We start from the raw sequence: 14,170 nt of genomic DNA, 5'->3' as shown, positions 1-14,170 counted from the left end.
ATGATGGTCGTCGGCAAGAAGGTCGAGGAGCTGATCGCGCGGATCGCGCAGAAGGCGCGTGCGGCCGGCATTCACCTGATTCTCGCGACGCAGCGGCCGTCCGTGGACGTGATCACGGGCTTGATCAAGGCAAACGTGCCGACGCGCATGGCGTTCCAGGTTTCATCGAAGATCGATTCGCGGACCATTCTCGATCAGCAAGGTGCCGAATCGCTGCTCGGCATGGGCGACATGCTTTATCTGCCGCCGGGTTCGGGCCTGCCGGTGCGCGTGCATGGCGCGTTTGTATCGGATGAAGAAGTGCATCGCGTGGTGAACAAGCTGAAGGAGCAGGGCGAGCCGAATTACATTGAAGGGATTCTTGAAGGCGGCGTGGTCGGCGACGGTGAAGAAGGTGCGCCGGGCGCGGCGGGCGGCGGGGATGGCGAAGCCGATCCGCTTTACGATCAGGCCGTCGAGATCGTGATCAAGAACCGCCGTGCGTCGATCTCGCTTGTGCAGCGGCACTTGCGGATCGGTTATAACCGTGCAGCGCGCTTGCTCGAGCAAATGGAGAATTCGGGACTGGTATCAAGCATGTCCTCGAACGGTAATCGCGAGATCCTCACGCCGGCGCGTGAATCGGAATAAACGCAGCAGAATTGGTTTCTGGAGGTTTTATTGTTATGCAGTCAGTGTCGAAGTCGTTTCATCGCGTAGTTCATCGTATGGTTCAGGCAGGAGTTTTGAGTGCTTCCATGCTGCTCGCATCGCACGCATTCGCAAGCGGCACGGAACAGTTGAAGGCGTTTGTGGCTCAGGTTCACGCGGCGCACGGCTCGTTTGTCCAGCGTGAAATCAAGGCGCCGAGCAAGGCGGCATCCGCCACGGCCGCGCAGAGCGCAGCGCCGAGGACCTCCGGCACGGCAAGCGGCACATTCACGTTCGCGCGGCCGGGCAAGTTCATCTGGTCGTACGAAAAGCCCTACGCGCAAATACTCCAGGCCGACGGCGACAAGCTCTATGTCTACGACAAAGACCTGAACCAGGTCACCGTTCGTCAGTTGGGCAATGCGCTGGGCGCGAGTCCTGCCGCCATCCTCTTCGGCAGCAACGATCTCGACAAGAACTTCACGTTGCGCGACGCGGGGGTCAAGGACGGCATCGACTGGCTGGAGTTGACGCCTAAGGCGCAGGACACGCAGTTCCAGCAGGTGGGTATCGGCTTCAGGAACGGCAATCTCGAAGCAATGGAATTGCACGATGTATTCGGCAACGTGACCTTGCTGACGTTCTCGAATATCGAGAAGAACCCGCCGCTGAAAGCCAACCAGTTCAAGTTCGTGGTGCCGAAGGGCGCTGACGTGATCGACGGCTGATTACCGTTGCGAAAAGCGGGGCGATCGTCGCCTCGCTTTCCTGAATTGCCGTCATCAGGCTCAAGTCGACGACCGGCTCTCTTCCCGCCGACCCGCACCCAGCACCAACGCCAGGTAAGCCGCCGCGCCGATCGCAAGCGACGGCAAGGTCGCGCCGAGGTTCGGCATCCATTGGTTGATCGCGTGATACGCGGCGATCCCGAGCGCCCAGGCAACAAATCCGCTGACATGCCATCCGCCCGAGAACGCGTACGGGCCTTGCCGGTCGGTGAGCGCAGCTACAACCACGCGGCGTTTGCGCACGATGAAATGATCGGCAAGCACCACGCCGAAAAGCGGTGCAAAGACCGAGCCGATCAGGAGCAGGAAGTTCTGGTACTTGCCCATCTGCACCAGCAACGCGATCAACGTGCACAACCCGCCGAACGCCGCGGATAACAACGGCACGCTCGCCTTCGCCCAGAAGGTGCCGGTGGAGACGGCGGCGGAATGGATATCGGCGAAAGCGTTATCGATTTCATCGATGAGAATCAGCAGCAGCGCAATCCCGCCCGCCGCCTGCGCGAATGCCACGGTCAGCAGCGCGTCGCCGCCGCCGGCAGCCAGGCCGTAGAAGGCGCCGAGCGCATAAAACCAGATATTCGCAATGCCATAACCGAACAGCGTGCCGCGAAACGTGCCGCCTGCACTGCGTCCGAAGCGCGTGTAATCCGCGATCAGCGGCAGCCATGAGAGCGGCATTGCCACGACCAGATCGATACCCGCGCCGAACGGCATCTCGCCTGTCCCCGGCCGGTTCATCAACGCGCCAATATCCTGTTTCGACAGCAGGTTCCACGTCAGCCAACCGGCGCCTCCGAGCAGCAGCCACATGCCCCAGATGCGCAGGAATCGCCGGACGAAGGACAGCGGGCCGGTGATCGCAAGGATCGTGGCCAGCACGCCGAAGATCAGCGTCCAGATGAGCGGCATCGATAAACCGAAGGATTGCCTGGCAAGGGCATCGGCGGAATCGCGCATCACGATGATCTCGAACGATCCCCAGCCGACCAGTTGCACTGCGTTGAGCACGGCCGGGACGGATGCCCCGCGAAGCCCGAGTGTGGGGCGCAGCGACGACATGGCGGCGAGTCCGGTGTCCGTGCCGACCACGCCCGCCAGTGCAAGCAACAACACGCCGATCACTGTTCCGACAGCGATGGCCGCAAGCGCGTGCGGCAGCGACATGCCCGGCACGAGCAGCGCGCCGGCCTGCGCCACCAGCAAGCCGATGCCAAGAGAAAACCACAACGCGAAGGCGTCCGAGGTTCCGAACGCGCGGCGCTCGACCGGGACGGGCAACAAAGGCGCGTAGGTCGAGGCGGCGGTGTCGGTGGTGTTATCTGATGCCATTCAGGTTCTGTCCTTATTTGCAGATGTTGGCTGTCGCGTCCACTCTGAAGCGTGGGCAATCCGGGGAAGCGGCAACTGTCATAATCAACCATTGCAGCATTTTGAAGCAGCGCGGGCGCTTGTCTCGAACAAGGGAACGATTATCGCTGTCTTCGCTGTTGTCCAGACCATTCGGAACCCCTCATCGCGCCATGTTCGAAGAAAACCGTGCCAATGTCCCCCTTGCCGAGCGTTTGCGTCCTCGCACCATCGACGAGGTGATCGGCCAGAAACACCTTCTCGGCCCCAACAAGCCGCTGCGCGTCGCGTTCGAATCCGGTGAAGCGCATTCCATGATTCTCTGGGGACCGCCCGGCGTGGGCAAGACCACGCTCGCACGGCTGATGGCCGCGGCGTTTCATGCGGAGTTCATTTCGTTGTCGGCGGTCTTGTCGGGCGTGAAGGATATTCGCGAGGCCGTGGAACTGGCGCAGATCCATCGGGCGAACGGGCATCAGACACTGGTTTTCGTGGACGAGGTGCACCGGTTCAACAAAAGCCAGCAAGACGCGTTTTTGCCGCACGTCGAGTCCGGGTTGTTCGTGTTCGTGGGCGCGACGACCGAGAATCCATCGTTCGAGGTGAACAGCGCGTTGTTGTCGCGGGCAGCCGTTTATGTGCTGAAAAGCCTGGATGAAACGGAGCTCAATGAATTGCTCGAACGGGCGCAGGGCGAGCTGGGCGGCCTGACGTTCTCCGATGACGCTCGTGCGGCGCTCATCGGTTCCGCCGATGGCGACGGCCGCAAGCTCCTCAACAACCTGGAAATCGTGGCGCGGGCGGCCGCGCAACAGAAGTCGACGCACATCGACGGCGAGTTGCTCGGCAGCGCGCTGACCGAAAACCTGCGTCGTTTCGATAAAGGCGGCGACGCGTTCTACGACCAGATCAGCGCGCTGCACAAATCGGTGCGCGGCAGCAATCCTGACGCGACGCTTTACTGGTTTTGCAGGATGCTCGACGGCGGCGCCGACCCGCGTTATCTCGCGCGGCGAATCGTCCGGATGGCCTGGGAGGATATCGGACTCGCCGATCCGCGTGCGGGCCGCATCGCGCTCGATGCCGCCGAAACCTACGAGCGCCTGGGAACGCCGGAAGGTGAACTCGCGCTGGCTCAGGCGCTGATTTATCTCGCGGTTGCGCCGAAATCGAACGCTGGCTACATGGCCTATAACGAGGCGCGGCGGTTTGTCGGCAAGGACCAGTCGCGAGGCGTGCCGGTCCATCTGCGCAACGCGCCGACCAAGCTGATGAAGGAGCTTGGATACGGGCACGAATATCGGTACGCGCACGACGAACCCGACGCTTACGCGGCCGGCGAAACCTATCTGCCCGATGGCATGCGCGACCCGCACTGGTACGAGCCGACACCGCGCGGTCTGGAGGGGAAGATCGGTGAAAAGATGGCGCGTCTTGCGCAACTCGATGCCCAATGGCGGCGCGGCCACAAGGACGAAAAATAAGCGTTGCTCCATTGCCGACGGATGGTGAAACGCCGCGTTCCATTAGACCGAACGGCCAACGCGGCCAAAGCGCGCCAACACGGCCGCCTCGCTGCGCTAAAATCGCGGATTCGCACACTCAGAAGAACCGGCCCTGCCATGCTCGACATCCAACTCCTGCGCAAAGACCCCGACGCCGTTGCCACGCGCCTGGCTCAACGCGGCTACACACTCGACGTCGCTGCGTTCGCGGCAATCGAAGCGGAACGGCGCGAAATCCAGACGCGTACCGAAGAGCTGCAAATGCGCCGCAATACGCTGTCGAAGCAGATCGGCGCAATGAAAGGGCGTGGGGAAGACACCGCAGCAGTGATGGCGGAGGTCGGGGGTATCGGCGACACCATGAAGGCTTCGGCGGCTCAGCTCGAGGACATCCAGAAGCGCTTGTCCGACCTGATGCTCGGCGTGCCCAACCTGCCGCACGAAAGCGTGCCGGTCGGCCCCGACGAATCCGGCAACGTCGAAGTGCGTCGCTGGGGTGCGCCGCGTTCGTTCGATTTCGAAGTGAAGGATCACGTCGATGTAGGTGCGCCGCTTGGCCTCGACTTCGAAACGGGCGCAAAGCTCTCCGGCGCGCGTTTTACCTTGCTGCGTGGGCAGATTGCGCGTCTGCACCGGGCGTTGGCGCAGTTCATGATCGACACGCACACCGAATTGCACGGCTACACGGAGGCGTACACGCCGTATATCGTAAATCCGGAAATTTTGGTGGGTACGGGCCAGTTGCCCAAATTCGCCGAGGACATGTTCCGGGTCGAGAAGGGCGGCGAGGAGAACACGGTCACGCAGTACCTGATTTCGACCTCGGAGATCTCGCTGACCAATACGGTGCGCGAAAGCATTCTTGAAGCGTCGGCGCTGCCGGTCAAACTGACGGCGCATTCCCCGTGCTTCCGCTCGGAAGCGGGTTCGTACGGGCGCGATACGCGCGGCCTGATCCGTCAACATCAGTTCGACAAGGTCGAAATGGTGCAGGTCGTATCGCCGGAGAAATCTTACGAGACGCTCGACGAAATGGTCGGCCACGCCGAAGCCATCTTGCAAAAGCTCGAACTGCCGTATCGCGTGATCACGCTGTGTACCGGCGACATGGGATTTTCCGCAACGAAGACATTCGACCTAGAAGTCTGGCTTCCGGCGCAGAACACGTATCGGGAAATCTCGAGTTGCTCGAATACCGAAGCATTCCAGGCGCGGCGGATGCAGGCGCGGTTCCGGAATGCCCAAGGCAAGCCGGAGTTCGTTCATACGCTCAATGGTTCAGGTCTTGCGGTCGGGCGGACGCTCGTCGCGGTGCTGGAGAATTACCAGAACGCGGATGGCTCGGTGACGGTGCCAGTGGCGTTGCGACCGTACATGCGCGGAGTCGAAAAGCTCGAAGTCTCGAAGGCGAGTTAAGACCTCTTTGTTGTACCAGGCTCACTAAAAGGGGCTTGGAAATCAGATTGGACTCGTCTATAATCTTTCTCTCGCTGGACATCGACCCGTTCAGCGAGAGCCGCAGCAAGCAGTCGCGCGGTTGCAGGATCTGGAAAGGTGGCAGAGTGGTCGAATGCGCTGGACTCGAAATCCAGTGTACCTTTAGGGGTACCGTGAGTTCGAATCTCACCCTTTCCGCCAAATTAGAAACCCCCGCTGATCGCAAGATCAGCGGGGGTTTTGCTTTGTGTGCCTCAGCATTTGGGCAACAGACCTTGAACATCCGAGATGCTCCTGCCGTCCGGATTCTTACCGATCGAACTCCGCGTCAAATGATTCGATGTCCGGCAAGCCCAGTTGTCCGGCTTTTCGAGAGCGGGGGTCGGGCGCGCCAGCTCGTCAACGCCCGACGCGGTCTTGAGCTCAGAAGCCTCGGGCGACGTTCCCATTATGGATGGTGACTGGTACCTGTACCGAGGCGTTATCGACAGCGAAACGGGATCGTCAGGCGGCGGTGCTGCAGGCCCTGCGGCGTGAGCGGCCGACCATAGGCACAACAAGTCGGCAACGACGGTGATGGCCAGCAGGCTTTTTCTAACATTGGACATGAAGTTTTTCATGCATGCATTCCCTCGACGTTAATCAATGCGTCGAACCCGGCGAACATAACGAGATGGCTCGCGATTCGATGCTTTTATAAACCTTAAAAACTCTGTAGAAACTTTTCATTAAATTAACCTTAGCAACGTTTTACTAAAAAACGGACGATAAAAGATTAGAAGCCGTGCAACGGTGTTGTTGTTCACAAGCGACAGCCAGCTACTGGCAGGCGTTCCTGGCAGCCGCTCCCAGCGGGAGCTGGCCAATAAATCATAGCGCCGAAAAATCAATTAGGACCGCTCTTATGGGTCCGACGCATCTTCACCATTTAATCTTTCATTCGTTGCGAAATTCAAAGTTGCAAAATTTTTGTGACTTTCGGATTAGCCGATCATGCAACAAACGCGGCAATTAACTTTGCTTTCGATTTAACGTTATGTTTTTAAGTCATGTTCAACTTCAAGAAATTTATTGCCGCGCTGGTCATTGCTCTGACCGGCCTATCCGCAGCACAAGCCAGTGAGTTTTCCGGCCCTTACGCAGGCCTGAAAGTGGGTGAGAACTGGTCTGACGCTTCTGGCGTCGTCAACGTAGGGTCCCATGCATCGACTTTCCTCGGCCTGACTGCCGGGTATAACTTCGATGTAAGCCGCTTCGTTATTGGTGCTGAGGCATTCGCTGACTTCCATCACTCGTCGACCACATATAAGGATGGTGGCATCGATGCGAAACTCGGCTTGCCGTTCAATTCGGTAATGCCGTATGTGCGTCTGGGAGTGACGGGAACCTGGCCGAACGCACGTTTGCACACTGGCTTGGGCGTTGAGTACAAGTTCATCAAGCAGGCAAGCCTTGCGCTGGAATGGACCACCGACCAAAGCAAGCGTGACGGCACCACGCGCCACAACGACAGCGTCACGCTGGGCGTGCATTACTTCTTTTAAAGACAACTGGCGTTCAAAAAGCCCCGCTGAGCTGAAAGCTCATCGGGGCTTTTTTACGACCTGCTCGCAGATCGATCAGGTTGTGCATCGCGCGATATCGAAGCGCATTTCGGGTTCCGGCAATCCGCCGTAGTCCCGGTCAGATTTCTGCACCTTCACAGTCGACCCATAGTGCGACGGCGTCAATGTCACGAGCCACGCGTTCGGCCCGACCACGAGCTCCGAAGCGTTACCCGATTTCGATGTAGACACCGAAGGCAGCCGGTCCTCGAGGCAACTGAAGACCTCGGAAGGCGCACGCCGCGATGACACGTAGATCAGCGGGCTCGACGCGCGAAGTTCAGGTCCGCTCGTGGAACTGCACGCCGCGAGCGCAACGGCCGCGAACACTGCAGCCAATAAAGAACCGGAAAGAGCAAACGAAACAACGCGACTTGAGATCATTGGCGGAAGACGTTGGTCAAAACAATGAGCGAATAGAGCGTAAACCGCTCGAAGAGGCAAGCGCGAATCACGACGACCGCAGCGCGGCGTGGCTGTACGGCGACTCGTGGGGGCATTGGAAAAAGAGCGGGAAAGCGCGCGATGCTATCATCGCCGGCATCCTGAAATAATGCGCTGCGGATACATCGATTTCGTATCGCGATTAGACGCGTACCGCGCGCCGACACACCAACGTTCCATGGCCATCACACTCAAGTCGCCTGCCGACATCGAAAAGCTGCGAATCTCCGGACGTCTCGCCGCAGAAGTCCTCGCAATGATCGGCGAGCACGTCAAGCCCGGCGTCACGACAGAAGAACTGGATGCGATCTGCAACCGCTTTATCGTCGATGAACTGAAGGCGATTCCGGCGAACGTGGGTTACATGGGCTTTACGAAGACCATTTGCACATCGGTGAACCACGTGGTCTGCCATGGCATTCCGAGCCCGCGTGAGTTGAAGGACGGCGATATCGTCAACATCGACGTCGCGATCATCAAGGACGGTTATTTCGGCGATACGAGCCGCATGTATTACGCGGGCACGCCGAGCCGCGATGCAAAGCGTCTTTGCGACACGACTTACGAAGCCATGGTCGCGGGCATTCGCGCCGTGCGTCCGGGCGCGACGCTCGGCGACGTGGGTCATGCGATCCAGACGGTGGCGAACCGCGAAGGGTACTCGATCGTGCGTGAGTATTGCGGCCACGGGATCGGGCGTGTTTATCACGAAGATCCACAAGTGCTGCACTACGGGCAGCCGGGCGCCGGCCTGCGGCTGAAACCAGGTCTTGTTTTCACCATCGAACCGATGGTGAACGCCGGTCGTGCTGCAACGCAACAATCGCGGGATGGCTGGACGGTTACAACTAAGGACCGGTCGCTCTCGGCGCAGTGGGAGCACATGGTGGTCGTCACCGACGATGGCTTCGAGCTGCTTACGCCGTGGCCCGACGGCACGGGCGAATACGCGGCGCCCTGAGCGCATGCCTGCACCAAAGAACGTCATTGAGCCGGTCGCGCACGTTGCCTGCAATAATGATTTGACTCGTTTGCCTGTTCGGTTGAAGCTACTAATTAGACTAAGCCGGCTAAGACAGCCTAAGAACATAGCCTAAGAAGACAGCTTAAGAAGCTTGTGAAAGCTTGAGAGAAAAACACCCGCATGAGTCCTTCACTTACTGTTCACCGGATCGCCGCGCATCAAGGCGCCGTCCTGCGCGAACTTCGCACGGCCTCGTTGCGCGAAGCACCGTATGCGTTCGGGGAGACGCTGGAGGAAGCCCTGTCCGCCGATGTCTCGAGCTTCGACGAAACGGCCGGTCGCCACGCGAATTCCGATATCACGGCGTCGTTCATCTTGTACACGGAAGGACATCCGGCGGGTCTCGTCGGCGCGTTCATCGAAGAGGCGGCTCAACCGCGCGCCTTCGTGTACGCGCTATGGGTGGCCCCGGCGGTGCGGCATCTGCGTGGCGGCGAGCTGCTGGTGAATGCGGCCACGCAGTGGCTCGCGGAGCGCCGCGTGCACGACGTCTTTGCGTGGATCGCCGATGGCAACCGCAACGCCATGCGCTTTTACGAGCGCCTCGGCTTCGGTCCAACCGGCGAGCGGCGCCGCATTCCCGCTCATCCCGAGGAATTCGAGACGCTGCTCGTGCGGCGCGTGAGTGAACACACTGCGTAGCTGCCGAATGGGTAGTTGCCTGATCGGGTAGCGGCGAATAGCGTGTTTGCTGCAATCCTGGCAACAGGACGGGCCGTGCGTGATAACGTGGCCCGTCGTTCATATCCTCTTCGCTGTCCTCTTTCTTCCAGTTGAACTTCACGACGGCCCTCTTTGTGACGGCAATCTGAAATTTTCCTGCTGCCCGCGCTCACGCCTGTAAAATACGCAAAAATTTTGGCTTTACCTATGTCGCTCAAAAAAACGCCCTTTTTCGAATTGCGCAGCGGCTCTGTCGACACGCTTTTGTTTGTCGTCAAGACTACCGACTTCGACGCGCTGCGCACGGAACTCACGCGGCGCTTCGAAGCGACTCCCGAGTTTTTCGCCAACGATACCGTCGCCATCGACGTGCGCAAGCTCGACGCCGGCGAACGCATATCGGTGAGCGAGCTTGCTGCGTTGCTCGACAGCGTGCGCATGCGCCCCATTGGCGTGGTCGCGCTGCCCGAACAGACGTGGGCCGCGGAAGGCACGTTGCCGCTGCTCGAAGCGCGCGACCGGCGCGGTGCGCCCAAGCCATCGGTCGATGCCAACGTCGAGAACACCGAAGCCGTTGCCGTGATCGAAGCCGCCGTCGCGCAGGCGCCGCCGCCGAGCGCGCCGGTGCCGAAGACGACGATCATCGACCGGCCGTTGCGTTCGGGGCAGCAGGTCTATGCGAAGGGCGATCTCGTCGTGCTCGGGCTCGTGAGCTACGGCGCGGAAGTGATCGCGGAAGGCAACATTCATATTTATGCGCCGTTGCGCGGCCGGGCGCTCGCGGGCGTGCACGGCAATCTCGATGCGCGCATTTTCTGCACGTGTCTTGAACCGGAACTGATTTCGATTGCCGGGATTTACAGGACGACGGAAACACCACTCGGCCCCGACGTCCTGGGCAAGCCGGTGCAGATCTGGCTCGACGAAGAAAAATTGATGATCGAACCGCTGCGGCTGACCTGAGTGGCCTGACAAGAATCAGCCAGGCGCGCCTGATGGGGACGGCGCGCTCTCGAACAGAACGCCAGCGGATTTAATTGACGAACACAAGGTACAGGAATGGCAAAAATCATTGTGGTGACATCGGGCAAGGGCGGCGTCGGCAAGACGACCACCAGCGCGAGTTTCTCATCGGCCCTCGCGTTGCGCGGGCACAAGACGGCCGTGATCGACTTCGATGTCGGCCTGCGCAATCTCGATCTCATCATGGGCTGCGAGCGCCGCGTGGTGTACGACCTCATCAACGTGATCCAGGGTGAAGCGAACCTGAACCAGGCGCTGATCAAGGACAAGAAGTGCGAGAACCTGTTCATCCTGCCGGCATCGCAAACGCGCGACAAAGACGCGCTGACGCAGGACGGCGTGGAAAAGGTCATCAACGACCTGATCGCGATGGACTTCGAATACATCATCTGCGATTCGCCTGCCGGGATTGAATCGGGCGCGCTGCTCGCCATGCATTTCGCCGACGAAGCGTTGATCGTGACGAACCCGGAAGTGTCGTCCGTGCGTGACTCGGACCGCATTCTCGGCATTTTGTCGTCGAAGACCAAGCGCGCAATCGAGGGCAAGGAGCCCGTCAAGGAACATCTGCTGATCACGCGCTACAACCCGAAGCGCGTGAGCGAAGGCGAGATGCTGTCGCTTACCGACATCCAGGAAATCCTGCGCATCGACCTGATTGGCGTGATTCCGGAATCGGAAGCGGTGCTGCATGCATCGAACCAGGGTTTGCCGGCCGTGCACCTCGATGGCACTGACGTGGCTGAAGCGTACAAGGACATCGTTTCGCGCTTTCTCGGCGAAGAGAAGTCCCTGCGCTTTACCGATTATCAGAAGCCAGGTCTGTTGCAACGCATCTTCGGCAACAAGTAAGGGGACGCAATGTCGATTCTTTCGTTTTTGCTGGGCGAGAAAAAGAAGTCCGCTTCGGTCGCGAAGGAACGCTTGCAGTTGATCATCGCGCACGAGCGCGCGGGTGGCCAGCCGGCCGCTGATTATCTGCCGGCGTTGCAACGAGAACTCGTTGCCGTGATTTCCAAGTATGTGAAGATCTCAAGCGACGATATTCGCGTGAGCCTGGAACGTCAGGACGATCTTGAAGTGCTCGAGGTCAAGATCGAGATCCCATCGGCGTGAGATAACTCGAACGCTGATGAAAAAGCCGGAATCGATGTCTGATTCCGGCTTTCGCGTTTTTTCGGTTTATCGTTTGCGCGCCCGTGGTTGTTGAGCAGCGGCAAATTACATCAATATTCCGTTGCAGTTTAGCCATCGCGGTTACACGGGCGGTGTCGGCTAAAGCGCGGCCTCGCGCATTGATTGGGTATCGCCGCAGATTCACGGACGCGGCGAATCACTCAGGAGGCCGATCATGAAAATTCGTTTGTTAATCGCCCAGGCCGCCATTGTCATGGCCGGTGTCTCGGCTGTCGCGGGAACCGCTTCGGCTGAAGTCATCATCGTGGCGCCGAACGCGCCGCCGCCCGTGCGCATGGAGGCGGTGCCGCCGGCGCGTGTCGGATACGTGTGGGATCAGGGTCACTGGCGCTGGGAGCACGGCCAGTACATGTGGAACCCGGGGCATTGGCAGGTTGAGCGCGTGGGGTATCACTGGGTGCCGGGGCACTGGATCGCACATCGCGGCGCGTGGCGTTATATGCAGGGGCATTGGGCCTGAGGTCGACCGGCTTTGACGTAGCCCTTTGAAGCGATGGGCGGCCGCAAAGCCGCCGCCCGCATACCGGAGCACCACATGAAAACGAAGCTTCTGATCATCACCTTGCTGGCGACGCTGCTTGGCGGTTGTATCGTCGTGCCGGCCCATTCCTATGCATACCGGCCGGCCGCGCGTGTCTATGTGTATTGAGTTTTATTTGACGGCCGGCGCTTCTGCATCGGCGGGTTCCTCGGGTTCTTCAGGCTCTTCTGGCACTTCCGGCGATGCCTTGGGCACAGGCACCGGCAACGGCGTCATATAACGCTCGGCGAGCGCCTCGTAAAGCGGCGGCGCGAAGAAGCGCGATACGCGGCTTGCGATCAGCGCCGTCCCCATCAGTGAAATCACGAGCGCGTGGCCGTTGATCATCTCCATGACAATTACAAACGACATGATCGGCGACTGCGTGACGGCCGCAAGATAGCCGACCATGCCGAGGGCGATGAGCATCGACAACTGCATGTCGCCGAAGACCATATGCAGCACGTTGCCGAAACCGGCGCCAATCGACAGCGACGGCGCGAAGATGCCGCCGGGAATGCCGGGCAGATATGACCCGATCATCGATACCATCTTGAGCAGCGGATAAAACACCGAGAGTTGTTCGTGGCCTTCCAGCAGACCACGTGCTTCGGCGTAACCGCTGCCGAACGTGGTGCCGCCCGAGACAACCCCGACGATGGCGATGATGAAGCCGCATATCATCGCGAAGACGACCGGCTTCGATGCATGCAGTTCGCGCAGGCGCGCTGGAATCCATTTCGACGTATTCAGCAGCAGCCAGCAGAACACGCCACCCGCAATACCCGTCACGATCGCCGTCAACAATACGGCGAGCGCAAGGAGCTTGGGAAAATGTGCACCGACTTCGATGGTCCCGAAGTACGTGTAATTCCCGTTCAGCCCAAGGGCGACGATCCCCGCGAGGATGATGGCAGTGATCAGCACGCCGCTCGTGCGCGCTTCGAAGCTGCGCGTGAGTTCTTCGATTGCGAACACGATACCGGCAAGCGGCGTATTGAACGCAGCCGATAACCCCGCCGCCGCGCCCGCGAGCACCAGTTGCCGTTCGATGCGCGCGTTGGATCGTGGAAAGAGGCGGCGCAGGTTGTACATGAGCGCCGCTCCGACCTGTACGGTCGGCCCTTCACGGCCGATGGTGAAGCCGCCGAGTATCGCGAGAAATGAGATGCCGACCTTGGCGACCACGATTCCCGGCGACAACAACCGCGTTCCCAGTCCTGGCGGACTGTGCAATACCGCGATGACCTGAGGAATGCCGCTGCCTTCCGAGCCGCGAAAAAACTTGCGCGTGAGCCAGACGGACAACGCGGCGACAGCCGGGGTGAGAATGAGCGGAAGCCAGACGTGCTCGTGCTGAAGCGCGCGGAAGGTGTTGTACCCCCAGTCGATCAAACGCGCGTAAAGCACCGCGACCAGCCCGACCACGATCGCGCCGACCCAGAAAATGCCGTATCGATACCAGAGACTGCGTGCGCGGCGGACGGTCAGCCGGGGGAGGGAACTGAACCTGCGATTCATAGGCAATGAGCCATGCGACCGGCTGTCGGCAAAGGCATGATTATAACGACGCGTGTAACAGCTCCGAATTTAATCCGCTTAAAAGGGTTATATCGATTCGGACCGCAAAGAAAAATGGGACGCTGGCTTAGTGCCTGCGTCCCATAAACACTCTCGTCGGGGTGGCGAGAGCGGAGAGAAGATCGAAAGTAAGAAGTAATATTAGGTTCAGGCGTTTGTATAATGCGCAAACGTTTGAACAGACGCGCAGGCTAATGAAAGAATTATCGACTAGTGTTAGAGAAGTCCAGAACGAACGGTGGTACTTAATTCAAACCGTGCGTGGAATTTTTCCAGAGCGTGAGTCAAGACGAACGACGTGGCGGCAGTGGACTCGCTCAATACCGTCGAGCGCTACTGCCACAATTAGCCTCAAATCTGTTCAAGGTTAGGCGCGATCTCGCTGGCCGCGGCGTCGGCGATCC

General features: G+C 59.7%; 14 protein-coding genes and 1 tRNA gene. 12 read left to right on the top strand and 3 right to left on the bottom strand.

Annotated features, from left to right (window positions below):
* Positions 1–630 (top strand): DNA translocase FtsK (locus tag ACFFAR_RS10525; RefSeq protein ID WP_375507854.1); only part of this gene is annotated, 630 nt, incomplete at its 5' end.
* A 35-nt stretch (positions 631–665) separates the two neighbouring features.
* Positions 666–1,358 (top strand): outer membrane lipoprotein chaperone LolA, encoded by a 693-nt coding sequence (gene lolA, locus ACFFAR_RS10520; protein WP_174362476.1) that lies wholly within the window; start codon positions 666–668, stop codon positions 1,356–1,358.
* Positions 1,359–1,418: 60 nt separating this feature from the next.
* Here lolA and cytX read toward each other — a convergent pair whose 3' ends face one another.
* A complete protein-coding gene (gene cytX, locus ACFFAR_RS10515; RefSeq protein WP_375507853.1) occupies positions 1,419–2,750 on the bottom strand; it encodes a putative hydroxymethylpyrimidine transporter CytX in 1,332 nt (443 codons plus the stop codon).
* Between the two features lie 191 nt (positions 2,751–2,941).
* Between cytX and ACFFAR_RS10510 the strand changes: the two genes are divergently transcribed.
* From ACFFAR_RS10510 to ACFFAR_RS10495, 4 genes are all read left to right on the top strand, one after another.
* A complete protein-coding gene (locus ACFFAR_RS10510; protein WP_174362478.1) occupies positions 2,942–4,252 on the top strand; it encodes an AAA family ATPase in 1,311 nt (436 codons plus the stop codon).
* A gap of 138 nt (positions 4,253–4,390) precedes the next feature.
* A complete protein-coding gene (serS, locus tag ACFFAR_RS10505) occupies positions 4,391–5,689 on the top strand; it encodes a serine--tRNA ligase (protein WP_174362479.1) in 1,299 nt (432 codons plus the stop codon).
* 132 nt (positions 5,690–5,821) lie between these two features.
* A tRNA-Ser gene (locus tag ACFFAR_RS10500) sits at positions 5,822–5,911 on the top strand.
* A gap of 848 nt (positions 5,912–6,759) precedes the next feature.
* Complete coding sequence (locus tag ACFFAR_RS10495; protein WP_062169531.1) at positions 6,760–7,254, top strand: outer membrane beta-barrel protein; 495 nt, start codon at positions 6,760–6,762, stop codon at positions 7,252–7,254.
* 75 nt (positions 7,255–7,329) lie between these two features.
* On the opposite strand, the gene ACFFAR_RS10490 is transcribed toward ACFFAR_RS10495, so the two are convergent.
* Positions 7,330–7,698 (bottom strand): hypothetical protein, encoded by a 369-nt coding sequence (locus ACFFAR_RS10490; RefSeq protein WP_062169533.1) that lies wholly within the window; start codon positions 7,696–7,698, stop codon positions 7,330–7,332.
* A 238-nt stretch (positions 7,699–7,936) separates the two neighbouring features.
* On the opposite strand from ACFFAR_RS10490, the gene map reads away from it, so the two are divergent.
* The 6 genes from map (at position 7,937) to ACFFAR_RS10460 (ending at position 12,125) form a co-directional block, all read left to right on the top strand.
* Positions 7,937–8,719 carry a type I methionyl aminopeptidase gene (gene map / locus ACFFAR_RS10485; RefSeq protein ID WP_062170498.1) on the top strand — a complete coding sequence of 261 codons (783 nt, stop codon included), beginning with the start codon at positions 7,937–7,939 and terminating at the stop codon, positions 8,717–8,719.
* A gap of 183 nt (positions 8,720–8,902) precedes the next feature.
* Positions 8,903–9,424 carry a GNAT family N-acetyltransferase gene (locus ACFFAR_RS10480; RefSeq protein ID WP_061998810.1) on the top strand — a complete coding sequence of 174 codons (522 nt, stop codon included), beginning with the start codon at positions 8,903–8,905 and terminating at the stop codon, positions 9,422–9,424.
* Positions 9,425–9,652: 228 nt separating this feature from the next.
* Positions 9,653–10,408 (top strand): septum site-determining protein MinC, encoded by a 756-nt coding sequence (gene minC, locus ACFFAR_RS10475; protein ID WP_061998811.1) that lies wholly within the window; start codon positions 9,653–9,655, stop codon positions 10,406–10,408.
* A 96-nt stretch (positions 10,409–10,504) separates the two neighbouring features.
* Entirely contained in the window at positions 10,505–11,320 is an 816-nt protein-coding gene (minD, locus tag ACFFAR_RS10470) for a septum site-determining protein MinD (RefSeq protein ID WP_061998812.1), read from the top strand.
* Between the two features lie 9 nt (positions 11,321–11,329).
* Positions 11,330–11,584 (top strand): cell division topological specificity factor MinE, encoded by a 255-nt coding sequence (gene minE, locus ACFFAR_RS10465; protein ID WP_056351927.1) that lies wholly within the window; start codon positions 11,330–11,332, stop codon positions 11,582–11,584.
* Positions 11,585–11,819: 235 nt separating this feature from the next.
* On the top strand, positions 11,820–12,125 hold the full coding sequence (locus tag ACFFAR_RS10460) for a YXWGXW repeat-containing protein (RefSeq protein ID WP_174362480.1): 306 nt from the start codon (positions 11,820–11,822) through the stop codon (positions 12,123–12,125).
* Between the two features lie 192 nt (positions 12,126–12,317).
* On the opposite strand, the gene ACFFAR_RS10455 is transcribed toward ACFFAR_RS10460, so the two are convergent.
* A complete protein-coding gene (locus ACFFAR_RS10455; RefSeq protein WP_086383362.1) occupies positions 12,318–13,706 on the bottom strand; it encodes a chloride channel protein in 1,389 nt (462 codons plus the stop codon).
* Positions 13,707–14,170: the final 464 nt, after the last annotated feature.

It is taken from the genome of uncultured Caballeronia sp., assembly GCF_964243625.1.
Lineage (GTDB): Bacteria > Pseudomonadota > Gammaproteobacteria > Burkholderiales > Burkholderiaceae > Caballeronia.
The sequence above is the reverse complement of the archived record's forward strand: the minus strand, read 5'-3'. Positions and strand labels throughout refer to the sequence as shown.